The organism is Herbaspirillum sp. BH-1, assembly GCF_002870055.1.
GTDB lineage: Bacteria > Pseudomonadota > Gammaproteobacteria > Burkholderiales > Burkholderiaceae_D > Herbaspirillum > Herbaspirillum frisingense.
This window is the reverse complement of record NZ_PKOI01000002.1, coordinates 43,728-69,475: the sequence shown is the minus strand read 5'-3', so window position 1 is coordinate 69,475 and position 25,748 is coordinate 43,728. Positions and strand designations below refer to the sequence as shown.

Annotated in this window: 17 protein-coding genes; 10 read left to right on the top strand and 7 right to left on the bottom strand. The window is 65.6% G+C overall.

The genetic code is table 11. From position 1 onward, the window contains the following. Positions 1–16: 16 nt before the first annotated feature. Entirely contained in the window at positions 17–1,954 is a 1,938-nt protein-coding gene (locus tag HBH1_RS03500) for a putative bifunctional diguanylate cyclase/phosphodiesterase (protein WP_102661614.1), read from the bottom strand. Positions 1,955–2,283: 329 nt separating this feature from the next. Between HBH1_RS03500 and HBH1_RS03495 the strand changes: the two genes are divergently transcribed. Beyond that, positions 2,284–5,211: a PAS domain-containing protein gene (locus HBH1_RS03495; RefSeq protein WP_102661613.1), complete on the top strand. Its 2,928-nt coding sequence runs from the start codon at positions 2,284–2,286 to the stop codon at positions 5,209–5,211. 12 nt (positions 5,212–5,223) lie between these two features. On the opposite strand, the gene HBH1_RS03490 is transcribed toward HBH1_RS03495, so the two are convergent. Next, on the bottom strand, positions 5,224–6,093 hold the full coding sequence (locus HBH1_RS03490) for an IclR family transcriptional regulator (RefSeq protein ID WP_102661612.1): 870 nt from the start codon (positions 6,091–6,093) through the stop codon (positions 5,224–5,226). After that, positions 6,090–6,875, bottom strand: coding sequence for an IclR family transcriptional regulator (locus tag HBH1_RS03485; RefSeq protein ID WP_102661611.1), 786 nt, complete (start codon positions 6,873–6,875; stop codon positions 6,090–6,092). The genes HBH1_RS03490 and HBH1_RS03485 overlap by 4 nt, the downstream gene beginning before the upstream one ends. Before the next feature lie 366 nt (positions 6,876–7,241). On the opposite strand from HBH1_RS03485, the gene HBH1_RS03480 reads away from it, so the two are divergent. The 6 genes from HBH1_RS03480 (at position 7,242) to HBH1_RS03455 (ending at position 15,092) form a co-directional block, all read left to right on the top strand. Continuing rightward, a complete protein-coding gene (locus HBH1_RS03480; RefSeq protein ID WP_102661610.1) occupies positions 7,242–8,201 on the top strand; it encodes an MBL fold metallo-hydrolase in 960 nt (319 codons plus the stop codon). 23 nt (positions 8,202–8,224) lie between these two features. Beyond that, complete coding sequence (locus tag HBH1_RS03475; RefSeq protein ID WP_102661609.1) at positions 8,225–10,015, top strand: FAD-dependent oxidoreductase; 1,791 nt, start codon at positions 8,225–8,227, stop codon at positions 10,013–10,015. A gap of 74 nt (positions 10,016–10,089) precedes the next feature. Beyond that, on the top strand, positions 10,090–10,305 hold the full coding sequence (locus tag HBH1_RS03470) for a DUF2783 domain-containing protein (RefSeq protein ID WP_006461893.1): 216 nt from the start codon (positions 10,090–10,092) through the stop codon (positions 10,303–10,305). A 61-nt stretch (positions 10,306–10,366) separates the two neighbouring features. After that, positions 10,367–11,725 (top strand): MFS transporter, encoded by a 1,359-nt coding sequence (locus HBH1_RS03465; protein ID WP_102661608.1) that lies wholly within the window; start codon positions 10,367–10,369, stop codon positions 11,723–11,725. 263 nt (positions 11,726–11,988) lie between these two features. Continuing rightward, the gene (locus HBH1_RS03460) at positions 11,989–13,734 is read left to right on the top strand and encodes an ABC transporter permease (protein WP_102661607.1); all 1,746 of its coding nucleotides are present in this window, start codon (positions 11,989–11,991) and stop codon (positions 13,732–13,734) included. A 14-nt stretch (positions 13,735–13,748) separates the two neighbouring features. Continuing rightward, complete coding sequence (locus HBH1_RS03455; protein ID WP_102661606.1) at positions 13,749–15,092, top strand: ABC transporter ATP-binding protein; 1,344 nt, start codon at positions 13,749–13,751, stop codon at positions 15,090–15,092. A 116-nt stretch (positions 15,093–15,208) separates the two neighbouring features. Here HBH1_RS03455 and HBH1_RS03450 read toward each other — a convergent pair whose 3' ends face one another. Next, positions 15,209–16,843, bottom strand: a complete 1,635-nt coding sequence (locus tag HBH1_RS03450) for a methyl-accepting chemotaxis protein (protein WP_102661605.1) — start codon at positions 16,841–16,843, stop codon at positions 15,209–15,211. 326 nt (positions 16,844–17,169) lie between these two features. Continuing rightward, positions 17,170–18,630 carry an MFS transporter gene (locus HBH1_RS03445; RefSeq protein ID WP_102661604.1) on the bottom strand — a complete coding sequence of 487 codons (1,461 nt, stop codon included), beginning with the start codon at positions 18,628–18,630 and terminating at the stop codon, positions 17,170–17,172. A gap of 130 nt (positions 18,631–18,760) precedes the next feature. On the opposite strand from HBH1_RS03445, the gene HBH1_RS03440 reads away from it, so the two are divergent. Genes HBH1_RS03440 through HBH1_RS03430 form a run of 3 tightly spaced genes read left to right on the top strand, consistent with a single transcriptional unit; the run spans position 18,761 to position 22,090 of the window. Beyond that, positions 18,761–19,702: a LysR family transcriptional regulator gene (locus HBH1_RS03440; RefSeq protein WP_006461899.1), complete on the top strand. Its 942-nt coding sequence runs from the start codon at positions 18,761–18,763 to the stop codon at positions 19,700–19,702. Positions 19,703–19,737: 35 nt separating this feature from the next. Next, complete coding sequence (locus HBH1_RS03435; protein WP_102661603.1) at positions 19,738–20,142, top strand: SMU1112c/YaeR family gloxylase I-like metalloprotein; 405 nt, start codon at positions 19,738–19,740, stop codon at positions 20,140–20,142. Between the two features lie 55 nt (positions 20,143–20,197). Then, entirely contained in the window at positions 20,198–22,090 is a 1,893-nt protein-coding gene (locus HBH1_RS03430) for an AI-2E family transporter (RefSeq protein WP_102661602.1), read from the top strand. A gap of 129 nt (positions 22,091–22,219) precedes the next feature. On the opposite strand, the gene ilvD is transcribed toward HBH1_RS03430, so the two are convergent. Together ilvD and HBH1_RS03420 are read right to left on the bottom strand one after the other, a co-directional pair. After that, complete coding sequence (gene ilvD / locus HBH1_RS03425) at positions 22,220–24,082, bottom strand: dihydroxy-acid dehydratase (RefSeq protein ID WP_102661601.1); 1,863 nt, start codon at positions 24,080–24,082, stop codon at positions 22,220–22,222. A gap of 168 nt (positions 24,083–24,250) precedes the next feature. Beyond that, positions 24,251–25,717, bottom strand: a complete 1,467-nt coding sequence (locus HBH1_RS03420; RefSeq protein ID WP_199181517.1) for an MFS transporter — start codon at positions 25,715–25,717, stop codon at positions 24,251–24,253. Positions 25,718–25,748: the final 31 nt, after the last annotated feature.

Genomic DNA, 25,748 nt, shown 5'->3' with positions numbered 1-25,748 from the left:
ATTCCCTAACCGGCGACTAGGTCGCCTGCGACTGCAACCAAGTTTGGACCTGATCGCTGGCCAGCGGCATGGCGAACAGGTAGCCCTGGCCATGCGTGGCACCCAGTTCGCGCAGGCGTTGCAGATGCTGCGGGGTTTCCACCCCTTCCACTACGCAGGCCAGCTCCATGTCGTGGGTCAGCGCCAGCAAGGACTTGACGATCTTGTAGCTGACTTCGTTGTGTTCGATATCGGCCACGAAGCTCTTGTCGATCTTGATGCGGGTCAGCGGCAGGGCATGCAGGTGACTGAGGCTGGCATAGCCGGTACCGAAGTCATCCAGTGTGATGCCACAGCCGAGCTCGCGCAGGGCTGAGACCAGCCGGCGCGATTTCTCCAGATCCTGCAGCACGGCGGTCTCGGTGATTTCCAGGTCCAGGCGCGAGGGGCTGAAGCCTGAAGTGGTGATGACCTTGACGATCTCGGCCATCCCCTCGCTGGTGTTGATGTCGTTGGCCGACAGGTTGAACGACAGGCGCAGCGACGGCGGCCACGTTGCAGCCGCCTGCAATGCCTTCTTCAGCAGAATCACGCTCAGCTGGTTGATGATACCCATGCGCTCGGCAGCGGGGATGAATTCGATCGGCGCAACGGCGCCCTTGCTGGCGCTGTGCCAGCGCGCAAGGGCTTCGAAGCCGATGGGCTGGCAATCATCCAGGCGCACGATGGGCTGGAAGAACACCGACAGCTCGCGCTCGAAATCAGCCAGCCGCAAGGCCTGTTCGATATTGGCGTTGCGCTGGATCTGTGCCTTGTCGCGCTCGGAAAATAGCGTGATGGTGCCGCGTCGCTCGCGCTTGCCCTGGTAGAGCGCGTAGTCCGCATGCTCGTAGAGGGAGGTGGCATCGACCGCCATGTCCGGAAAGGTGGCCACGCCTACCGAGGCTGCAATCTGCACGGTGGCCTTGTAGAGCATGAAAGGCCGGCGCAAGGCGGCGCAGATGCGCGTGCCGAAGGCCTGCAGGGCGGCGTCGCCGAGGTCGTCATCGATGATGACGGCGAATTCGTCGCCGCCCAGGCGCGCCAGGTGGAAACGCTCGTCCTGGCACAGCGCCCAGAGGCGTTGCCCCACCTCCCTCAACAACTGGTCACCATGGGTATGGCCGTACAGATCGTTGACCGCCTTGAAGCCGTCGAGGTCCAGGATGACCACCGCGAAACGCTGGCCGGAGGCGGTGGCGCGGCTACAGATGTGGTCCAGCTGGAAGAAGAACTTGCGGCGGTTGGGGATGTCGGTGAGTGAATCCAGATTGGCCAGGCGCAGGTTTTCGTCGCTCAGCAATGCGGTCTTGACCTGGGCATCGATGAGGCGGGTGAAGTCACTGTAGTGGCTGTTGACGATGGCCAGCATGCCTATGGTCACCAGCACCACGTTGAGGGCCGCCGCCACGAACACGGGCACATGGGTGGAGATGAAAAAGACGGTGAAGATGCCGTTGACGATCAGGGCCACCGACAGCGCCGCCGAACGCAGATACATCAGGCAGAAGATGCAGCAGATGACGGTGATGCCCATGTAGAACGCCACATGCGCCTGGGCATAGATGTCGCCGTAGGGGAACAGCATCACCGACCACAAGGAAAAGCCCAGGGCGATGGGGGCCGCCAGGAAATTGGTACGTTTGAGCGCCCGGGCGGCCATGCCCGGTGTCGGGTCGACGTGGCGGCCACGCCACCAGAAACTCAGCCGGGTGGCGCACAGCACCGTCAGCAGGGCCGGGAAATAGAGCCCCAGCCAGTGCGGTGCCAGATCCAGATAGGTATAGGCCAGCGCCCAGCTGTTGATCAGCAGGATCAGGTACATCATGGGCATCTTCCCGGAGAAGGCCCGGTACTGCGCGATCAGCAGTTCCGGCTGATCGTAGTTCACGCGCCAATAGCGGCGCACCATGCTCATCAATGCGGAGGGAGCCATCCTGTACCCCGTGCCGTGTCATCGTGCGCTTCAGCCCGCACAGCGGGCGGGATGGGTAGCGAGATGGCGGCCATCGTTATGTTGTCATTCGGTCAGCTATTATAGCCGCGACCGGCCATCGCCAAGATCAGGAAATGCCTGATACCGTGCGGCTTTCCGGCTCACAACAATACCCGCAGGAAAGCCTGTTGCCCGCCCTGGTGCCGTCATCCATGCAGCAGCGCAAGTTTTCTGGCCGCCCGCGTCGGGCTGCAAGTTGCGGGGTTGTCCTACATCGTCCGGCCAAAGGCTCATCTACAATCTGGCGTAACCAGAAATCAAGGTGTGCCATGTCCATGCTCCCCTCCCATGCCGCTCCACAGACGCCCATTGCCCGATCGCCGGTACCGTCGGCCGCCGTGCCGGCAGCGTTTCTGGCGGTCGACGCGCAGTGGCGGGTGGTCTTCATGGACGAAGCCGCCATGACATTGCTGGCGGCGCCGGCAGGGACGGTGACGGGGGAGTTGATCTGGCAGGTCTGCCCGGCGCTGGTGGGCAGCGCACTGGAAGCGCCATTGCGCGCTAGCCTGGCCGATGGCCAGAGCCGGCAATTCCTGTTCACCCCACCGGGCCAGGCGCAATCCTACGAAGTGATCTGCAGTGCCGGCACGCAGGGCCTTTCAGTGAGCCTGCGCGCCGGTGCCCGCCAGCAACAGCAGCAGCAACAGCAACAATCCGAGCGCCGCCTGCATGAGAGCGAGACCCGCTTCCAGCTGATGACCAGCGCCATCCCGCAGATCGTGTGGATCACCAATGCCCTGGGCGATCTGGAATTCGTCAATGACCAGTGGCACGCCCATGTCGGCGACACGGTTGCCGAGGACAGCCTGGGCAGCTTCGATGCGCTGGTGGCACGCCACGTCCATCCCGATGATCGCGTACTGACCGCGCAGGCCTGGCAGCACGCCCGTCATACCTGCTGCGAACTGTCGGTGGAACACCGCATCGGCAATGCGCAGGGCCAGTATCGCTGGTTCCTCACACGCGGCAAGCCGCAGCTGGCCGCTGACGGCACGGCCATCCTGCACTGGTATGGCACCTCCACCGATATCCACGCGCAGAAGGAAGCGGTGGCCGAACTGGCGCGCCTGACCGATGATTCCGAACGACGCCGGCGCTTCTACGAAAGCTTCCTGTCCACCACGCCCGACCTGGCCTATGCCTGGGACCTGAATCACCGCTTCACCTACGCCAACCGGGTGCTGTTGCAGATGTGGGGCAAGAGTTGGGACGAGGCCATCGGCAAGACCTGCCTGGAGCTGGGCTACGAGCCCTGGCATGCCGAGATGCACAGCCGCGAGATCGAGCAGGTGCGCGCCACCAAGCGCCCGGTGCGCGGCGATGTGCCCTTCAACGGCACCTTCGGACGCCGCATCTACGACTACATCATCTTCCCCGTGCTGGGTCCGGATGGCGAAGTCGAGGCCGTGGCCGGCACCACCCGTGACGTCACCGACCGCAAGAACAGCGAAGCCCGCCAGCATGCACTGTTCCGTCTGGCCGAAGCGATCCGCGCCGCCGAATCACTGCCGGCCATCGCTACGGCTGCCGCCCACATCATCGGCGAGACGCTCAGCGCCCGCTGGGTCAGCTACCGTTCGCTGGGGCCCCAACAGCAAGCCCAGGTCGAAGGCGACTGGTGCTTCCAGGAAACGACCGACAATTGCGAGGCGCTGGCCCTGCATGACCAGCAGCGCATCAGCCACGCCCTGCGCAGCGGCAGCGTGGTGCTGGTGGGCGACGTCGCCCGCGACGCCCGCACCGCCGCCATCGCGCAGCAGCACCTGGCGCTGGGGGTGGCGGCCTTCATGGATGTTCCCATCATCGAACAGGGCGAGCTGGTGGGCATCGTCTACGTCAGCAGTCATGTGCCGCGCACCTGGACCGACAACGAACTGGCCATCGTGCGGGAAGTCAGCCAGCAGACCCGCGCCGCCTTCGAACGCATCCACAACCAGCAGGCCCTGGCGGCCAGCGAGGCACGGCTGCGCGAAATCAATGAATCGCTGGAAGCCCAGGTCAGCGCCCGCACCCAGGAACTGATGGCGACCGAAGAGGCGCTGCGCCACTCGCAGAAGATCGAGGCCATCGGGCAGCTTACTGGCGGCCTGGCCCACGATTTCAACAACCTGCTGGGTGGCATCACCGGCAGCCTGGACCTGATGCGCGTGCGCCTGGTGCAGGGGCGCGGTGATGAATTGTTCCGCTACATCGACCTGGCGGCACGCAGCGCACAACGCGCCGCTTCGCTGACGCAACGCTTGCTGGCGTTCGCGCGCCGGCAGACGCTGGCGCCACGGCCCACCAACGTCAATACCCTGGTGGCGGGGATGGAAGACCTGATCCGCCGCACCATCGGCCCGGCCATCACGCTGGAAGTGGTCGGCGCAGTCGGCCTGTGGCCGACCTTCGTCGATGGCCCGCAACTGGAAAGCGCGCTGCTGAACCTGTGCATCAACGCACGCGACGCCATGCCCGCCGGTGGGCGCCTGACCATCGAGACTGCCAACAAGTGGCTGGAGGACAAATGGGCGCAGGAACGTGACCTGCCGCCGGGCCAGTATGTCTGCATCGCCGTGACCGACACCGGAACCGGCATGCCGCCGGATGTGCTGGCGCGGGCTTTCGATCCCTTCTTCACCACCAAACCCATCGGCGAGGGTACCGGCCTGGGACTGTCGATGGTGTATGGCTTTGCGCGCCAGTCGGGCGGGCAGGTGCGTCTGTACTCGGAAGTGGGCCAGGGCAGCACGGTCTCGCTCTACCTGCCGCGCCATGATCTGGAAGCCGAGGGCGAAGAGCCTGAGACCAGCGAGGCGCCCCAGGCCGCAGGCAGTGGCGAGGTGGTGCTGGTGGTGGATGACGAGGCCTCGATCCGCATGCTCACAGCCGAGGTCCTCAATGACGCCGGCTATGCCACTCTGCAGGCCGAGGATGGTCCGGCGGCACTACGCATCCTGCAGTCATCGGCCCGCATCGACCTGCTGATCACCGACGTCGGCTTGCCGGGTGGTCTCAACGGTCGCCAGGTGGCCGATGCGGCGCGGGAGGCGCGCCCTGGCCTGCAGGTGCTGTTCATCACCGGTTATGCGGAAAATGCGGCCTTCGGCAATGGCCATCTGCAGCCGGGCATGCAGTTGCTGACCAAGCCCTTCAAGCTGGAAACGCTGGCACGACGGGTCGAGGCCATCCTGGAAAACCGCAGCACCAGCGCCTGAGAGCCGCCGGCGTCAACGGCCGGCCCCCTCCCCTGCTCCGGCGTCGATCGCGCCCAGGCGCCACGACACCCGGCGCGCCGAGGCCGCCAGCAGTTGCCCCACCTCGCCTGCAAAGTCCGTATCGTAGCTGCCGCTGCTGCCCATCACCGCCATCACCAGCGCCAGTTGGCCGGCATGGTTGAAGACTGGTGCGGCCAGTGTATTGATGCCCGGCACCGGTCGCCCCAGGGCCTGGTCCATGCCGTCCGCCCGGATCTGGCGCAGGCGCGCTGCGTAGTCATGGCGCAGTGCGCCGTCGCCATGAAGGACGGTGTCGGCCTGCGCGCCTTCCATGCGGATCGCATCCATCGCCAGCGCGCCGGCCAGCGTGTCGGCCGGCTGATGGGCTGCGCAGACGCGACCGATGGCGGTATGCACCATCGACAGCACGGTACCGATGCGCAGGCTGACGTGCTGCGGGCGCGAGGATTCTTCCAGCCGCACCACGGTCGGCCCCAGCGGGCCGAATACCGCCAGCGCCACCGACAGGCCGGTCGCCTCGACCAGCGGCGCCACTTCGGCCTCGGCCTCGCGCAACGGTGAGAGTCGCTGCAGGGCCGCCAGTCCCAGTTCCAGGCTCAATGGCCCGGGGAAGAAATTGCCCTGGGCATCACGCGCCAGCAGGCCGATCTTCTGCAGGCTCACCAGATGCGGGAAGGCCTTGGCCGCGGGCATGCCGGCCAGTCGCGCCAGGTCGCCCAGTGGCAGCGGACGGGCCGCTTCCAGCAGGGCTTCCAGCAGGGCGCCGGTGCTGTCCAGCGACTGGATGCCGCGCTGGGCCTGCGCTTTGGCGCCGTCATCGGCTTCATCGGCTTCATCGGGCATGTCGTGCAGGCGCGTCATGCGGTGCACTCCCCGCCGGCGCCGGCCAGCGTGTGACCGATGGCCTCGATGCAGGTGCGCAACTGACGCGCCACGGCACCACGCCAGCCGGCATCGATGACGCCGCTCGTGCCGATCACGGTCACCAGCAGCTGCAATTGGCCGGCGGCATCCAGCAAGGGCATGCACAGGCTGGTCACGCCCGGACTGGGGACATCGACGGCGCGTTCCATGCCGCGCTTGCGGATGGCATCCAGCGTTTCAAGGAATTGCTTCAATTGCGACCTGGGCGCGCCGGGGTGCTGGGCCTCCCATTGCGCCTGCCATGCGGTCACCGGCTGGAAGGCACAGCAGGTGCGGCCGGTGGCGGTGTCGGCCAGCGCCATCACGGTGCCCACATGCAGGTTCACGTGCAACGGCTTGCCGGCATGGGCGTAGTGGACGATGGTCGGGCCTTCCGGCGTAGGCAGGGTGAGCGCCACGCTCAAACCGGTGTCTTCGCTCAGTTGCTGCACCTGCGGCAAGGCCAGCTGGTAGGCCGGCTCCTGGGCCAGGCGCGCCATGCCCAGACGCAGCGCCAGCGGGCCGGCCTCGTAACGACCATCTGCCGGGGTGCGCTTGATCAAGCCGAGCCGCAACAGGCTGACCAAGTAGGTGTGGGCTTGTGCCGAGGACAGCGCAGCCGCGCTCGCCAGTTCGACCAGCGGCATGGGCTGGCGGGTCTGGGCCAGGGCCTGCAACAGCCGACCGGCCACTTCCACGCTCTGGATGCCGCGCTGGGGCTTGACGGGGCTTGCACTCATCGGGGATTCCGTTGGGTCATGGAGAAAATCGAACACTGAAAAAGCAGAAGGGCACAGTAGCAGGCAGGCCCAATTGGCACGGGACATCAGCGCCCACGCCACACTGCGCCAGGTCGGGATTCTAATCCATGTCGCCATGGCAAGAACGCGGGATGTCGGCGAGCAAACAAAACTGTCGTTAGTGCATAACAAGCAGATTTGACATTGACTAATTAAATTCTGCTGACTAAGATGCCATCACCCTGCTCACTCCAGGCAACAACAAGAACGTTTGACCCCCATTGACCCATGACGGCGTGGACGGAGACATCCCCTGATGGCGCAAGCCATGTCCATGCACGTCCCACCTATTTGAACGAGGCAGACATGGCCAAGGCATTTGCATCCCAGGCGGATCTTGACGCCAAGAAAATCACCTTTGAACGCATCTCGGAAAACGCCTACGCGTACACCGCCGAGGGCGATCCCAACTCCGGCGTCATCATCGGCGACGACAGCGTCATGGTCATCGACACCACCGCCACGCCGGCCATGGCGCAGGACCTGATCGCGCGCATCCGCAGCATCACCGACCTGCCCATCAAGTACGTGGTGCTGTCGCACTACCACGCGGTGCGGGTGCTGGGCGCGTCGGCCTATCTGAAGGAAGGTTGCGAGCAGGTCATCGCCAGCCGCGGCACCTTCGAAATGATCGCCGAACGCGGCGAGGCCGACATGAAGTCCGAGATCGAACGCTTCCCGCGCCTGTTCGCCGGGGTGGAGACGGTACCCGGCCTGACCTGGCCGACCATGGTGTTCGAACGCGAGATGACCCTCTTCATGGGCAAGCTGGAAGTGAAGATCGCCCACCTCGGCGCGGGCCATACCAAGGGCGATACGGTGGTCTGGATTCCCGGGCAGAAGGTGTTGTTCTCGGGCGACCTGGTGGAGTACGACGCCGCCTGCTATTGCGGCGACGCCCAGCTGGAACAATGGCCGGCCACCCTCGATGCCCTCTCGGCGCTACAGGCCGAGGCACTAGTGCCGGGACGCGGCCCCGCACTGCGCGGGCGTGAACAGGTCGAGCAGGGCATCGCCTATACCCGCGACTTCGTCTCCACCCTGTTGCGCGCCGGGCGCGAAGCAGTGGCCGCGAAGATGGGCCTGAAGGAAGCCATGGCCCATGCCCGCACGCTGATGGACCCCAAGTTCGCCCAGGTCTTCATCTACGAGCACTGCCTGCCCTTCGATGTCACCCGGGCCTATGACGAAGCCTCCGGCATCCATCACCCGCGCATCTGGACCGCTGCGCGCGACAAGGAGATGTGGACGGCGCTGCAGGCCTGAGCAAAGGGAGAGAGGAGACCGACATGAACAATATCCCTAGCCTCGACACTGCGGCCATCGACTACCAGCAACAACGCTTCCCCTATCGGCCCTGCGCCGAACAGACCCGGCCCGGCCATGCGCCGATCCATCCGGTGGTGGTAGTGGGAGCCGGCCCGGTCGGCCTGGCCACCGCAATCGATCTGGCCCGCCAGGGCATCAAGGTGGTGCTGGTGGACGACGACAATACGCTCTCCACCGGTTCAAGGGCGATCTGCTTCGCCCAGCGCACGCTGGATATCTTCGACCGCCTCGGCTGCGGTCAGCGCATGGTGGACAAGGGCGTGGGCTGGAATCGCGGCAAGGTCTTCCTGCGCGACCAGCCGGTCTATGAGTTCGACCTGCTGCCCGAACGCGGCCACGCCCGCCCGGCCTTCATCAATCTGCAACAGTATTACGTCGAGGGCTATCTGCTGGAGCAGGCACAAACCCTGCCCGACATCGACATCCGCTGGAGCAGCAAGGTCAGCGCCATCGAACACCATGCCGACCACGAAACCCTGACCGTGGACAGCCCCGAGGGCAGCTACCGCCTCAAGGCGCACTACGTGGTGGCCGCCGATGGCGCACGCAGCCCATTGCGCAGGATGATGGGCCTGGAAAGCGTGGGCCACACCTTCCGCGACCGCTTCCTGATCGCCGACGTCCGGATGGACGCGCCCTTCCCGGCCGAACGCTGGTTCTGGTTCGACCCGCCCTTCCATCCCAACCAGTCGGTATTGCTGCACCGCCAGCCGGATGAGGTCTGGCGTATCGACTTCCAGCTCGGCTGGAATGCCGACCCGGTGCTGGAGAAGACGCCGGAAAAAGTGATCCCCCGGGTGCGTGCCCTGCTGGGGCCGGAGGTACAGTTCTCGCTGGAATGGGTGAGCGTCTATACCTTTGCCTGCGTGCGCATGGCGCGCTTTCGCCATGGTCGCGTGCTGTTCGTGGGCGACGCCGCGCATTGCGTCTCGCCCTTCGGCGCGCGTGGTGCCAACAGCGGCATCCAGGATGCCGAGAACCTGGCCTGGAAGCTGGCCTGCGTGCTGCAGGGCCAGGCGCCGGAGAGCCTGCTGGACAGCTATGCCGACGAACGCGAATTCGCGGCCGATGAAAACCTGCTCAATTCCACCCGCTCCACCGATTTCATCACGCCCAAGAGCGGTGTCAGCCGGTGCTTCCGAGACGCCGTGCTGGACCTGGCGCGCGAGCACGGCTTTGCGTGCAGGCTGGTCAACAGCGGCCGGCTGTCACTGCCGGCCACGCTGCACGCCTCGCCGCTCAACACCGGAGACCACGCATCCTTCAGCGCCGGCATGCAGCCCGGGGCAGCCTGCTGTGATGCGCCGCTGGGTGGCACCAATGCTACCGACAGCACCGACGGCCGCGACTGGCTGTTGCGACATCTGGGCGACAGCTTCGTGTTGATGATCTTCGCCCCTGCTGCCAGCCTGGCGCCTTCACAGTTGCAGGAACTGGCCGGCATGACGCAGGCCCGACTGCCGCTGCGCCTGCTGTTCATCAGCACGGCACCCGCCACGCCATCGGATTGCCAGGCCCTCGACAACATGGGCGCGGCGGCCAGCCAGGTCCACGACATCGAAGGCCTGGCCGCCCGGCGCTACGACATGCCCGCGCATGCCAGCGCGCCCGGCTGCTACCTGATCCGCCCCGACCAGCACGTCTGCGCGCGCTGGCGCGACCTCGATGCGCTCGCCATCCTGCAGGCCCTGTGGCGGGCGACCGGTCATGCCGGCAGCGGCGATGCCATCGCCATCAAGGATGCCGCCTGAGAGTCCACGTCCCGATCTCCCCCTCTGAGACCTTTGATCCCAACCCCGAGCCTACATCGACCAAGGAGAACACCATGATCCTGAATACCTCGCCCAACCTGGCGCGACCGGACGATTTCTATGAAGCCCTGATCGCCATGCACCGTGACCTGGATGACGACGCCAGCCAGGCCGTCAATGCCCGCCTGATCCTGCTGCTGTGCAATCACATCGGCGGCCACGACGTCCTGCTGGAAGCCATGCAACGCGCCCGCGCCAGCGTGACCCCGGCCACCGTCGCGGCAGCCTGAGCACTCACCCCTTCCACATCCCCAAGAGCGCCGGCACAGGCGCCTGACAACGGAGACAACCATGATCCACCCATCCCAGGGCGCCGGCACGCTGGCCGCCCAGCCCGCTGACGACCTCGGCGGCAGCACCGAAGACGCCGTCTACCGCAAGGTCTGGCTACGCATCATTCCCTTCCTGTTCATCTGCTATGTCGTTTCCTTCCTGGACCGCATCAACATCGGCTTCGCGCAATTGCAGATGAAGCAGGACCTGGGCTTCAGCGACGCCATGTATGGCCTGGGCGCGGCCGTGTTCTACGTCGGCTATGTGCTGTGCGAAGTCCCCAGCAACATGGCGCTGGCGCGCTTCGGCGCACGGCGTACCTTCAGCCGCATCATGATCCTGTGGGGACTGGCCTCGGTGGGCATGATGGCGGTCACCGATGCCAGCCACTTCTATGCGCTGCGCTTCCTGCTGGGGGTGTTCGAGGCCGGCTTCTTCCCGGGCATCGTGCTGTACCTGAGCTACTGGTTCCCGGCGCAACGACGCGCGGCGGTGATGGCGATCTTCTTTGCCGGGGTGGCGGTGGCCGGGGTCCTGGGCGGGCTGGTCTCGGGCTGGATCATGCGCGACATGGCCGGCGTCATGGGCCTGTATGGCTGGCAGTGGATGTTTGCCATCGAGGGTGCACCGGCGGTGGTACTGGGCCTGCTGGCCATCTTCTGGCTGGCCGACGGCCCGGCGCAGGCGGCCTGGCTCAGTGTGGAGGAACGTCGTTTCCTGCTGGCCCGGCACAGCCAGGAAGTGCATCGCAGCCAGCACGTCAGCGCCCATTCGCTGCTGGCATTGCGGCAGGCGCTGGCGCACCCGCCGACCTACCTGTTCGCCTTCATCTACTTCGCCCTGACCTGCGGCTCGCTGACGCTGAACTTCTGGATGCCGCTGATGATCCGTGACTTCGGCATCAAGGACGTGGTGCAGGTCTCGCTCTACAGCGTGATCCCCAATGCCATCGGCGCGGTCGGCCTGCTGTTGATCGCGCGCCATTCGGACCGGCGCAACGAGCGGCACGGCCACTTCCTGGTCTGCACCACCGGCGGCGCGCTGGCGCTGGTGGCGCTGACTCTGCATCCGTCCAGCCTGGCGGTCTCGCTGGCGCTGCTGTCGCTGGCGGCGGTCCTGATCTTCGCGGCCCTGCCGATCTTCTGGTCGTTGCCCCCGGGCCTGTTGCCGGCCCAGGCCATCGCCCCGGGCATTGCGTTCATCTCCAGCGTGGGCATCACCAGCGGCATTGTCAGCCCCTGGCTGATCGGCCTGGTCAAGACCCGCACCGGCAACATGGATATCGCCCTCTATATCCTGGCGGGCTTGCTGTTGCTCAGCGGTTTGACGATGTGGAGCCTGATTCCGAGGAAGCCGGCAGCCGCAGAGCAGGATTGAGGTGCAGGCCGATATCGTCGTGCGGACGTAGTTCGAAGACGTGGCAGGAACCGGCGCCGGAGCGGATTGCTCCGGTGCCGGTTGTCGTTTGTGCATGTGAGCATTTGCACGATCGTTGGCAAGCTGGTCAAGAAACTGTCAGACTCCTTTGCTAAAGTGGCGCCGCCCGTCCTGGGGGCGTTTGATCGAATCTGATCGCGCACGACCGGCATCCGCGAACCCGACCACGCCTTGCAGCGCTATTGCACCTCATCGCCATGAAAATGAAGACCACCTCGCCGCAACTGACGGCCTATGAAGAAGTCAAGCCTGGCTTCGGCTGGATTGATGCGCTGGTGCTGGCGGTGCTGTTCGGGCTGTTGTGGAGCGCCTTGCACTTCGGCAAGGGGATGCTGGTGCATTTCGACCCGTCCGACCAGCTGGAAGTCGACAGCTCGCCGGCCATGATCCCCTATTACGCCGGCCGCACCCTGTTGCGCATGTGGATCGCCTTCGCCTTTTCCCTGTTCTTCGCCATCGGCACCGGCTACCTGGCCGCCAAGAGCCGCCGGGCGCGGGCGTTGATCCTGCCGGCGCTGGACATCCTGCAGTCGGTGCCGGTGCTGGGCTTCCTCTCGGCCACGGTGGCCGGCTTCATGGCGCTGTTCCCGGGCAGCCTGATGGGGGTGGAGTGCGCTGCCATCTTCGCCATCTTCACCGGCCAGGTATGGAACATGGCCTTCGGCTTCTACCATTCCATGGTCACCATCCCGACCGACATGCAGGAAGCCGCCACCACCTACCGCCTCACCGCCTGGCAGCGCTTTCGCACCGTGGAGTTGCCGGCCTCGGCCCACAGCCTGATCTGGAACTCGATGATGTCCTTCGGCGGCGGCTGGTTCTTCGTGGCGCAGAGCGAGGCCATCAGCGTCATGAACAAGGACCTGAAGCTGCCCGGCCTGGGCTCCTACATGGCGCAGGCCATCGACCAGGGCGACCACACGGCGGCGCTATGGGCGGTGATCGCCATGCTGGCACTGATCCTCATCAGCGACCAGCTGGTATGGCGGCCGCTGCTGGCCTGGGCCGACAAGTTCAAGATCGAACTGACCGAATCGGGATCGGCACCGACGTCCTGGGTCTTCGACCTGCTGCGCGGCTCCTATGTCTTTACCTGGCTCGACGAAAAACTGTGGCAGCCGCTGGGCGACTGGCTGGCGCGCCATCGGCCGGCGTCACCCGGTGTTCCCACCCCGGCCCGCATCGCGCGCCGGCGCTGGACCCATCGCATCCTGAGCGGCCTGATCTGCGCGCTGCTGATCTTCGAGGCCCTGCGCGGGCTGGTGGCCGCCATCGACGCCCTGCACGGGGCGATGAGCTGGAGCCTGTTCGGGCATATCGTGTGGCTGGGTTTCCTGACCATGCTGCGGGTGCTGGCCATGACGGTGATCGCCACCCTGATCTGGACCCCGGTGGGGGTCTGGATCGGCTCCAAGCCGCACATCGCCCGCTTCGCCCAGCCGCTGGCACAGATCGGTGCCTCCTTCCCGGTCAACATGACCTTCCCGCTGGTGGTGGGCTGGTTCGTGGCCGGCAACGTCAGCATGAACTGGGGCAGCATCCTCCTGATCGCCATGGGCACGCAGTGGTACATCCTCTTCAACGTCATCGCCGGCGCCATGGCCATCCCCAACGACCTGAAGGAGGCCGCCCGCATGTACGGCCTGTCGCGCTGGAACCTGTGGAAGACCCTGATCCTGCCCGCCATCTTCCCGTTCTGGGTGACCGGGGCCTGCACCGCCGCCGGGGGCGCCTGGAACGCCTCCATCGTGGCCGAACTGGCCAGCTGGGGCGATGTCTCGCTCAAGGCCGACGGCCTGGGCGCCTATATCTCGGCGGTCACCAAGTCCGGTGATACGCCGCTCATCATCGCCAGCATCGGTGTGATGTCGATGTTCGTGGTAGTGATGAACAAGTTTGTCTGGCGTCGCCTGTATGCCTTCGCCGAACGCCGTTTCCGCCTCGATTGATCCTGAGCCCAGCCATGACCATGACTTCTCCGCAACAACGTCCCGCCGTCGCCGAACTGTGCGCGGTCAGCAAATCCTATAACACCGCCGGCGGCCATGAACTGAAGGTGCTGGACAACATCGACCTGGCCGTGCACGAGGGTGAACTGCTGGCCCTGCTGGGCCAGTCCGGCTCGGGCAAGTCGACCATCCTGCGCTGCCTGACCGGGCTGGTGGAACCCAGCTCGGGCCACACCATGGCGGCCGGCAAGCAGCTCTATGGCGTCAATCGCGATGCCTCGGTGGTGTTCCAGACCTTTGCGCTCTATCCCTGGCTGACGGTGGAACAGAACGTGGCTGTGGGCCTGATGTCGCACAACCCGACCCGCGAGGAGCGCGACGCGGCGGTGGACCGCGCCATCGAACTGATCGGCCTGGGCAATTACCACAGCGCCTATCCGCGCGAACTCTCCGGCGGCATGCGCCAGCGTGTGGGCATCGCCCGCGCCCTGGTGTCCAAGCCCAAGCTGCTGTGCCTGGACGAAGCCTTCAGCGCCCTGGACGTGCTGACCGCGGAAAACCTGCGGCAGGAACTGATCAGCCTGTGGCGCGCACCGGACAGCGGCCTGACCTCGATCTTCATGGTCACCCACAACATCGAGGAAGCGGTCGAGATGGCCACCCGCATCGTGGTGGTGTTCCCGCGCCCGGGCCGCCTGGGCCTGGTGCTGGAAAACCCGCTGCCCTACCCGCGCGACAGCAAGAGCCCGGAATTCCAGCGCCTGGTCAATATCATCCACGAAGCGATCACCACCCTGACCCTGCCCGACCTGCCGCCGGAAGTGCATATGCCGGGCGAGCCGATCTCGCGTGGCCGCAAGCGCATGGAGTCGATCCCGCTGATCCCGGTGGGCCAGATCCTGGGGCTGATGAGCCTGCTGCACGACGAGCCGGAACTGAACAACATCTACGACATCTCCGACGAGATCGGCAAGGAATTCGGCGAGACCATCGCCACCGTCAAGGCCGCCGAAATCCTGGAACTGGTCGATACGCCCAAGCAGGAAGTCTTCCTCACCGAGCTCGGGCACCGCTTCGTGGCGGCCGACCGGCTGGGGCAGCGCGCCATCTTCGCCGAACAGGTCTACAAGCTGCGTATCTTCCACATCATCCTGGCGGTGCTGGGCGAGGCCGAGGAAATCGAGGCCGAGCGCGTGTTGAAGGACATCGGCAGCGCCCTGCCCTACGACAATCCGGAAAAGACCTTCGAGACCATGATCGCCTGGGGCCGCTATGCCGGTCTGATGGATTACAACGCCAAGACCGGCATGGTGTTCGTGCCCAAGGACGAAGATGATGAAGGCGGCCCTTCGGCCTGAGCGTAAAACTAAAACCGGGCCCGACACCGACATCGGGCGCATGAAAAACGGCTGATCCCCGATCAGCCGTCAAATCATTACCAGATCGGCATTCCTGCCTGCACCGCCGTCTGCGCTCAGCGCAGCGCCGGCATCGGCGCGGACCTGCTCATGGCGGCCTGGTCCTGCATCGTCGTCAGCGATTTGTCCTGGCGGATCTTGAAGATCGAGACCACCTTCAGCAAGCCGCTGGCCTGTTGTGCCAGCGACTGCGCGGCCGCACTGGCCTCCTCCACCAGCGCCGCATTCTGCTGCGTGACCTGATCCATCTGCACCACGGCGGTATTGATCTGCTCGATACCGCTGCCCTGCTCCTGGGTGGCGGTGGCGATGCTGTTCATGATTTCACCGAAGCGCTGTACCGAGTCCACGATCGCGCCCATCTGCTGTCCGGCGCTGGCCACCAGCTGCGACCCGGCGCCCACGTGGGCCATCGATTCGCCGATCAGGTCCTTGATCTCCTTGGCCGCGACCGCGCTGCGCTGGGCCAGCGAACGCACTTCCGAAGCCACCACCGCAAAGCCCCGTCCCTGCTCGCCGGCACGGGCCGCTTCCACGGCCGCGTTCAAGGCCAGGATGTTGGTCTGGAAGGCGATCCCTTCGATGACGCTGATGATGTCGGCCATCTTGCCCGAGCTGGCCGATATCCGGTCCATGGTCTTTACCACGCGATCGAAAGCCTCGCTACCGGCGCTGGCGGTCTGCGATGCGCCGCTGGCCAGGCGCAGCGCCTCGCCCGCGTGCTCGGTATTCTGGCGCACGGTGGTGGTCAGCTCTTCCATGCTGGCGGCGGTCTCTTCCAGCGAGGCGGCCTGTTCCTCGGTGCGTTGAGACAGATCGAAGTTGCCCTGCGCGATCTGCCCGCTGGCCACCGAGATGGTTTCGGCGGCCGACTTGATGCCGTGGGCGATCACGTTCAACTGGTGACGCATCTGTTCGATGGACGCCATCAGGCTGGAACCGTCGCCTTCGCGCAGTCGCACCGTGGCGGTCAGGTCACCGCTGGCGATGTCGCGCGCGATGGCCTGTGCTTCGGAAGGTTCGGCGCCCAGCTGGCGCAGGATGCTGCGGGCGATCATGGCCGATCCCGCCACGCCCACCAGCAAGGCCAGCGCCACGGCGCTGAGCATGATGCCGCGCAGCCATTCATAGGTGGCACGTGCGCTGGTGGCAGCCTCGTCATTGAGCTGTTCTTCGAACTCGGACAGGTCGGTGAGCGACTTGATCCAGCCTTGCTGCCTGGGTCGCACTTCGGTGATGAGGACCTTGACGGCGTCGGCCGGCTTGTTCTCCAGCCCCAGCTGCAAGGCCTTGGCCATCAGCGGTACGGTGGCCGCTTCATCGGCCTTGATCTGGGCCAGCAACTGGCGCTCGCGGTCGGTGGTGGCGGTTTCACTGGCAAACATCTTCTCCAGTGCCACGCGTGCATCGCCGTAGAGCTTTTCCTGGCGTGCCAGCGTCTGCGCTTCGACCCGCATGCCTTCCTGGTCGTCCAGCAAGGCAATATTGCGGATGGCGATGGCGCGCTGGCTCAGCGCATTGCGCATGGCGGTGACCAGCCTGGTCTCGGCATTGTTGACGGCAGTGATGTCGGTGAGGGCGTCGTTCATGCGCGACATGCCCATCATCCCCAGCAAGGAAATGCCCAGAAGAAACACGAGAATCAGGCCGAAGCCCAATGCCAGCCTGGTCACGACTTTGAATTTGCCCATGGTATTGCCCCCTTTGCGGTATCCCCCGGCCGGTCTCGGGTGGGTCGGGGAGAGTTTGACGGAGCTTGTCGCAGGGAGGCTGCGACGCCAGGTCGCATGAACCTGGCGGCAAAGGATGTGCTGTTTGTTGTCATTGTGATGGACATCCGCAGCAACCGGCGCAGCGGCAAGCAGGAGCAGTCTAAGTCTCCACTCGACGGGGCAAAGCGAGAATCAGCGAGGATTTATCCGGTCACTAAAAAGTTAGGTTTTTACGTACCTTTCAGTTTTGTCCATATGCCGGCGCTACTGCTGAGCAGTCCTGCAGCATGGCTTGCTCTGCCGCATCAGGCGGGCGATTGCGCCTTGCGGCGCAGGCGGCTGGCGCTGACCGCCGTGGCCAAGGCCGTGGCCAGCGCGGCCACCCACAATGCGACACGGATCGCCTCGCCATCCTGCACCGGGCTCATCTGTAGTTCACCGTGGGCCACGGCACCTGCAGTATGGACGGCCAGGATCACGCCCAGCAACGCGGCGCCCAGGCACTGGCCGAAAGTACGCATGATGGCCAGCACGCCGGAGGCATTGCCACTGCGTTCGCGCGAGACATTGCCGAGCATCTCGCGGTTGTTGGGGCTCTGGAAAAAGCCGAAGCCCATGCCGCACACCAAAGCGCGCCAGCCGATGTCCCAGGCCTGGGCGTGATCGGGTAGCAGGGCCAGCAACACCAGGCCGACGGTAAATACGGCCAGTCCCAGGCTGGACAGCAGGGCCGGAGAATGACGGTCGGCCAGGCGTCCGGCATGCGGCGCCACCAGTACGATGCCCAGCGGCCAGGGCGTAAACAGGGCCGCCGATTCGAAGGCGCTGTAGGCATAGGCATTCTGGAACAGGAACGGCAGGGCCACGAAGGCGATCCCCTGGCCCACGAAGGACGCCAGCGAGGTCAACGCAGCCAGGGAAAAGCGCGCATTGGAAAAGATGTCCAGCGGCAACAGCGGTTCGCGCACCCGACGCTGGCCGCGCACGAAGGCCAGTGCAGAGACCAGCGCCACCAGCGCGTAGGCCGCGGCGGTGAGCGCCGCGTGGGCGCCCTGGCCGGGGTCGGCGAAGTGGGCACAGGTGTCGGCGGCCATGATGACCGCGCCCATGGCCAGCGCCGACCACAGTGCGCCGGCCATGTCGAAGGGCGGGCGCAGGCGGCCACGCTGGCGGGTGTCCGGGATGGCGCTCCACGACAGCAGCACCGCTGCCACGCCCAGCGGCAGGTTGATCAGGAAGATCCACTCCCAGCTCAGCGCGGCCAGCAGGGTGCCGCCCAGCACCGGGCCGATGGCGGTGCCGGCCGCCACCAGCACTGCGTTGAGCCCGAGGATGCGGCCCAGCAGGCGGTTCGGAAAGACCGTGCGATGGATCGCCGGCGCGATACTGAGCATGGCCGCGCCCCCCAGCCCTTGCAGCACGCGCATGGCAATGAGCCATTCCACCGAGGGCGACAGGGCACAGCCCAGCGAGGCCAGCGTGAACACCGCCAGCCCGGCCGTGAACTGGTTGCGAAATCCCAGTCGCGACGACATGGCGGCAAAGGCCGCCAGCGTCATGGCGGTGGCCAGCAGGTAGGCATTGGCCACCCAGACGGAGGCGGCGGCCGAGGTCTGCAGTGCCAGACCGATCTGCGGCAGGGCGACATTGATGATGGTGCCGTCGAATACTGCCATGGTGGTGGCGGTCATCACCGCCAGCATGGCGCGACGGCGGCGCACGCCCGGCAGGCCTTCGTCGCCGGGCAGGTCGGAAAACAGTTCCATGGGAAAATTTCCTGGAGGATCGAATCAGGTCTTCACTATAGCCACCCACGAGACAAGGCGGAAGACGCACGGCTTGCATTGGATCATTGCATGCGACGCCATGTCACTGCGGCCATGCTAGGATGCCGGCATGACCGAAACCGACCTCAACCTGCTCATCGCGCTCGATGCCCTCATCGCCGAGGCCAGCGTGGCAGGGGCCGCGCGCCGCCTGGGCCTGAGCGCCTCGGCCATGAGCCGCACGCTGACCCGGCTGCGCCAGGCCACGGGCGACCATCTGCTGGTGCGTGCCGGCCGCCAGATGGTGCTGACGCCCTGCGCCGAGGCGCTGCGCGAGCGGGTACGCAACGTGGTGCACGAAGCCCGCTCGGTGTTGCGCCCCTCCGTCCCCGAGCTGGACCTGGCGCGGCTGGAGCGGGATTTCACCGTGCGCGCCAACGAGGGCTTCATCGAAGCCTGCGGTGCCGCCCTGATCGGCGCCGTGGCCGCCGAAGCGCCGCTGGTGCGCCTGCGCTTCGCCCCCAAGGTGGAGCGCAGCCCGCTGCCGCTGCGCGAAGGCAGTGCCGACCTGGAGATCGGCGTGGCCAGCGAGATGGGGCCGGAAGTGCGGCTGCAGACCCTGTTCCGCGACCGCTTCGTGGGTGCGGTGCGCATCGGTCATCCGCTGGCGGCATTGCGCCGCGTGAGCGCCGAGCGCTATTGCAGCTTCGAACACGTGAGTGCATCGCCACGGGGCGACCGCAGCAGCCCGCTGGATGCGGCGCTGGCCGAACGCGGACTGACGCGCAAGGTGGTGGCCATCGTCCCCAGTTTTCCTGCTGCGCTGGCGGTGGTGCGCTCGTCGGATCTGGTCTCCATGGTGCCGTACTCCTTCCTGACCACGGCCGGTGCGCCGCGCAAGGATGGCAGCGCCTCCGGCATCCATCTGTTCGAACTGCCGGTGGCGACCGATCCCATCGTGGTATCGCTGATGTGGCATCCGCGCGTGGAACTGGACCCGGCCCATCGCTGGCTGCGCGAGAAGGTACGCGGCGTCTGCGCCGAGCTGGCGCGCACCGGGCCGCGACGTTGATGTCCACGCTTACCTCTTCCCTCTGAAAGACCGCCATGCAACTACAAGGCACTCATCACGTCGCCATCATCTGTTCCGACTACGCGCGCTCGAAGGCCTTCTACGTCGGGCTGCTGGGCCTGCGCGTCATCGCCGAGCATTATCGCGAGGCACGCGACTCCTGGAAGCTGGACCTGGGCCTGCCCGATGGCACGCAGATCGAACTGTTTTCCTTTCCCGCGCCGCCGGCCCGGCCGTCGCGTCCGGAGGCCTGCGGTCTGCGCCACCTGTCCTTCGCGGTGGCCGATGTACAGCATTGCAAGGAGCAACTGGAGCAACAGGGGGTGGCGGTGGAGGACATCCGCGTGGATGAATACACCGGCCGCCGCTTTACCTTCTTCGCCGACCCCGACGGCCTGCCGCTGGAGCTCTACGAAGTGATCGACCCGGCGCGATCCTGACAACCATCCCAACAACGCCGCCGGCCCCGCCAAAGACATTGCTCCCGCCCCTCCCATGCCAAACCTCAAGACTTCCGCCTTCTCGCGCCTGAGTTCCACCACCCTGCTCGGCGCGGCCGTGATACTGGGCATGCTCTACTTCGGTCGCGACATCCTGGCACCGCTGGCGGTGGCCGGCATTGCCAGCCTGATCATCCTGCCGCTGGTGCGCCAGCTGGACGCCCTGGGCATCAATCGCGCCGCCGCCGCCATCATCTCGGTGCTGCTGGTGGGTGCCTGCCTGGTGGCGCTGGCGGTGGTGCTGGCATTCCAGCTCGTCAGTGTCACCAGTGACCTGCCGCAGTACCGCGAAGCCATCCAGGAAAAGGTGGAGAGCGTGCGCGCCATCACCGAGCGCCCCTTCGCCCGGCTGGAGGCCGAGTTGAGCGCGGTCATTCCGCAACCGGTGCCGGAGGTCAATCGCAGCGGCAAGAAGAACAGCCACGCAGCAGCTGCAGCAGCGACCGCGGCCAATGCCACATCCACGCCGGAGGCCGATACCCGCATGTCGGTCAGGGGTGCCCTGCGACGGCTATTCGCACTGGCCTGGGGGCCGATCGGCCAGGCCGGCATCGTGCTGGTGCTGCTGGTCTTCATCCTGCTGGAACAGGAGTCGCTGCGCGAACGCCTGATCCGCCTGGCCGGCCTGACGGAAATGAGCCGGACCATGCAGGCCCTGGGCGACGCGGCCGAGGGGGTGTCACGCTTCTTCTTTTCGCAGTTCCTGGTCAACCTGGCGTTCGGCCTGATCATGGGCGCGGTGCTGGCCGCCGGTGGCGTGCCGCACGCGGTGCTGTGGGGTACGCTGGCTGGCGTATTGCGCTTTGTGCCTTATCTGGGGGCACTGGCGTCGGGCCTGATGATCTCCATCTTCATCGCCGCCATCGATCCCGGCTGGTGGCTGGCATTGTCCTTCCTGGCCTTCTATGTCTGCCTGGAAGTGATCGTGGCCAACTTCGTCGAGCCGCGCATCTATGGTCATAGCTCCGGGCTGTCGCCGCTGGCGGTGATCGTCTCGGCACTGTTCTGGGGTTCGCTGTGGGGGCCGATCGGCCTGTTGCTGTCGACTCCGCTGACGCTCTGCCTGGTGGTGGCCGGCCGTCATGTGGCAGCGCTGGAGCCGATCACCATCCTGCTGGGCGAGGCCCCTGACATGAGCCACGCCGAACGCTTCTACCAGCGCGCGCTGGCCGGCGAATCCGACGCCATCATCCGCGACGCCCGCAGCCATCTGCAGAAGCAGAGCTTTGCCAAGTACTGCGACCAGATCCTGCTGCCTGGGCTGGCGCTGGCGGCGCTGGACCTGCGCCACGGGCGCATCGAGACGGCCCAGCAGGAGCGGCTGCGCGGTTCGGTTTCGCAGTTGACCGACGTGCTGACGCAAACCCCCGGCGCGCCGCGCAGCTTGCGGCGCCGGCGCGAAGTCCCCTTGCTCAACAGCGGCGTGGGCGCGCATCTGCGCGAACTGCGCCTGGCGCGACTGGGGCGCTGGCAGGGCTCGCTGGACGTGCCACTGGGATCGGTGGTGTTGTGCGGCGGTCTGCAGGGCGAACGCGACGACCTGCTCTCCGAACTGCTGGTGCATGCCCTGCGCGTGTCCGGCATCGATGCCCGCAGCATCACGCTGGATCAGCCGGAAGACGAACGCCCGGACAGCAGCAAGGCCGAACTGGTATCCATCGTCTTCCTGGTCTATCCGACCCGCGAACGGCTGGACGCCTGGATGGCGGTGGTGGGGACGCTGCGCAGCAACCTGCCGCAAGCCTTGCTGGTGACGATCCGCCCCTCCTTCTTCAATGAGGAAGTAGACGCGGCAACCGTGAAGGAGCAGGTGGACATGGTGCTGTCTTCCTTCGAGGAAGGGCTGGCCCTGGCGTCCACCCATATGCGCCCGGCCATCAAGGTCTGAGCGGCGCGAAAGGTCTCCGGGGCCGGAGCAGAAGATCCTGGCGTAAAAAATGCCGCCCGCTTGAACGCGGGCGGCATTGTCGTCTGGTGTTGCCGCCAATCAGCGGCATCAGCAGGACGTGGACACTTCTCAGCGCTTCAGTTGCGACAGGTCGCGCACCGCACCGCGATCGGCCGAGGTGGTCAGCGCGGCATAGGCCTGCAGCGCCTGTGACACCACGCGGGTGCGCTCGGCCGGCTTCCAGGCGGCATCGCCGCGGGCCTCCATGGCGGCGCGGCGCTTGGCCAGGTCGTCCGCCGTCACACGCAGGTTGATGCTGCGGTTGGGGATGTCGATGTCGATCAGGTCACCCTCTTCCACCAGGCCGATGGCGCCGCCTTCGGCCGCTTCCGGCGAGGCGTGGCCGATCACCAGGCCCGAGGAGCCGCCGGAGAAGCGGCCATCGGTGAACAGGGCGCAAGCCTTGCCCAGGCCCTTGGACTTGATGTACGAGGTGGGGTACAGCATTTCCTGCATGCCGGGGCCGCCCTTGGGACCTTCGTAGCGCACGATGACCACGTCGCCGGCCTTGACCTTGTCACCCAGGATGCCTTCGACGGCGGCGTCCTGGCTTTCGAACACACGGGCCGTGCCGGAGAACTTGAGGATGCTTTCATCCACGCCGGCGGTCTTGACGATGCAACCCTTCTCGGCGATGTTGCCGTACAGGACGGCCAGGCCGCCATCCTGCGAATAGGCGTGCTCGCGGTCACGGATGCAGCCGTTGGCGCGGTCCAGGTCGTTGTCCTCGAAACGCTCTGCCTGCGAGAAGGCCACCTGGGTGGGAACGCCGCCGGGTGCTGCGCGGAAAAGCTTGTGCACGGCCGGATCGCTGGAGACGCGGATGTCGTATTTCTCGATGGCTTCGCCCAGGGTCTTGCTGTGCACGGTGGGGCGCGAAGTATCCAGCAGGCCGGCACGGGCCAGTTCGCCCAGGATGGAGATGATGCCGCCGGCGCGGTGCACGTCTTCGATGTGGTACTTGTTGGTCATCGGCGCGACCTTGCACAGGCAAGGGACCTTGCGCGAGATGCGGTCGATGTCGGCCATGGTGAATTCGACCTTGGCCTCGTGCGCGGCCGCCAGCAGGTGCAGCACGGTATTGGTGGAGCCGCCCATGGAAACGTCCAGGGTCATGGCGTTTTCCCAGGTTTCCTTGGTGGCGATGTTGCGCGGCAGGATGGAATAGTCGTCCTGCTCGTAGTGACGCTTGGCCAGTTCGACGATCAGGCGGCCGGCGCGCAGGAACAGTTCCTTGCGGTCGGCGTGGGTGGCGACGATGGTGCCATTGCCCGGCAGCGACAGGCCCAGCACTTCGGTCAGGCAGTTCATCGAGTTGGCGGTGAACATGCCCGAGCAGGAACCACAGGTCGGACAGGCCGAGCGTTCCACTTCGGCCACGTCGGCATCCGAGATGTTCTGGTCGCCGGCCTGGATCATGGCGTCCACCAGGTCCAGCTTGATGACCTTGCGGTCTGTGTTGACGGTCTTGATGACCTTGCCGGCTTCCATCGGGCCGCCGGAGACGAAGACCACGGGGATGTTCAGGCGCATGGCGGCCATCAGCATGCCCGGGGTGATCTTGTCGCAGTTGGAGATGCACACCATGGCGTCAGCGCAGTGGGCGTTGACCATGTATTCGACCGAGTCGGCGATCAGGTCGCGCGAGGGCAGCGAGTACAGCATGCCGTCGTGGCCCATGGCGATACCATCATCAACGGCGATGGTGTTGAATTCCTTGGCCACGCCACCGGCCGCCTCGATCTCGCGGGCCACCAGCTGGCCCAGGTCCTTCAGGTGCACGTGACCGGGCACGAACTGGGTGAAGGAGTTGACCACGGCGATGATGGGCTTGGTGAAGTCGCCATCCTTCATGCCGGTGGCGCGCCACAGCGCGCGTGCGCCGGCCATGTTGCGGCCCTGGGTGGTGGTATAGGAACGATAGGTCGGCATGATGGGTGTCTCCTCAGGGCTGCTTAGGGAAAATGGGACGCCAAGAGTGCCTCGGGCGCTACCATTTGTCCAATATATAATTCGACTCGAATTAATATCCTATGGATATTTATCCCACATGAAAAAGCCCGCGCGATGGCGGGCCCGGGTAAGGTGCCGAAGCAAGGCTCAGGCCTCCTCCCCTGCCTTTCTCACCGTGATCGGCTCGACCACGCTCAAGAGCAGCACCAGGCACAGCAACGAGGTGCCGACCATGTAGAGGAACACGCTGGTCCAGTCATAGCGGTCCAGCAACATGCCCACCGCCAGCGGCGCGCAGGCGCCACCGATCTGGCCCAGCGAATTGACGATGCCAAAGGCGGTCGGATAGGTGGCCTTGGTGGCCAGCCCCATCGGATAGGCGGAATAGCCGGCAAAGCCGATGCCCAGCATCAGGCCGGAGAGCATCAGCATGGCGCCCAGGTAGAGCACGCTGTCGGGCGCTTCCACCAGCAGCAACGTCATCGCCGCCGTACCCAGTGCACCGAGCAGCATCATGGGCTTGCGGCGGCCACCGAGGAGACGGTCCGAGATGATGCCGCCCAGCATGTTGCCGGCCACCGCGCCAATGAAGGGTGCCGAGGCCAGGAAGCCCATCTTGACCGAGGCGAAGCCCTTGACCGTGACCAGGTAGGTCGGTATCCAGGACATGAAGATATTGCTGATGCCGATCATGCAACCGTAACCCAGGGCCACGCCGATCACGTTCCAGGAGGTGAAGACCTGGCGCAGTGTTTCCAGGCGTGGCACGCGGCGGGTGCGGTTGATGCCGTCCAGCCAGGGCATGGGCGTGACCTGGGCACCCACCAGGGGCTTGCTGCCGGCGGCGTTGGCATTGGTATTGGCGTTGGCACTGCTGGCGGGAGCATCATGGCTGATATAGCGGCGCTCGGCCTCGTTGCAGAAACGGTTGTCGCCCGGGGAATTGGTCACCAGGAACAGCCACAGGATGGCCAGGAAAATCCCCGGCACAGCAAAGACGTAGAAGATTTCACGCCAGCCCCAGAGCTGGATGACGATGATGCACACGGTGGGCACGATCAGCGGTCCCAGCTTGGAGGCGGCGATCCAGAGCCCGGTGGCAGTTCCCTTTTCTTCCGGCGGGAACCAGCGGTTGATGACGTTGGTGCAGCCGATGCCCAGCGGGCCTTCCGACAGGCCCAGGCCGACCCGGTAGAGCTGCAGCAGCAGTACCGAGGAGGTGGTCCCCATCAGGCCGGTAAACAGCGAGGTCAGCAGCATGAACACCGAAAACAGGATGCCGGTGGTCTTTTCGCTCAGCCGCTTGTACATCAGGCCGACCGGAATCTGCACGAAACCATAGGCGAAGGAGAACAGGCTCACGATGAGGCCGGCCTCGGTGTTGGAAATGCCGTACTCCTTTTTCATGTACGGCAGGGCGATGCCGAAGTTGGCGCGGTCGGCACAGGCGATGGCCCAGATCAGGAAGATCAGGCCCATCACCACCCAGCGGTAGCGGGTAGGCTTTTGCAGGGTGGCAGCGGCAGAGGTGGCTGAGGTTGCTGAAGTTGCAGATGCGGCGGATGCGGCTGAACGGTGGCGGCCGACCTGGTCGGCGGCGTCGACATGATTCATCGTCGGACTCCTTGTGGCGTGTCTCGTGGTT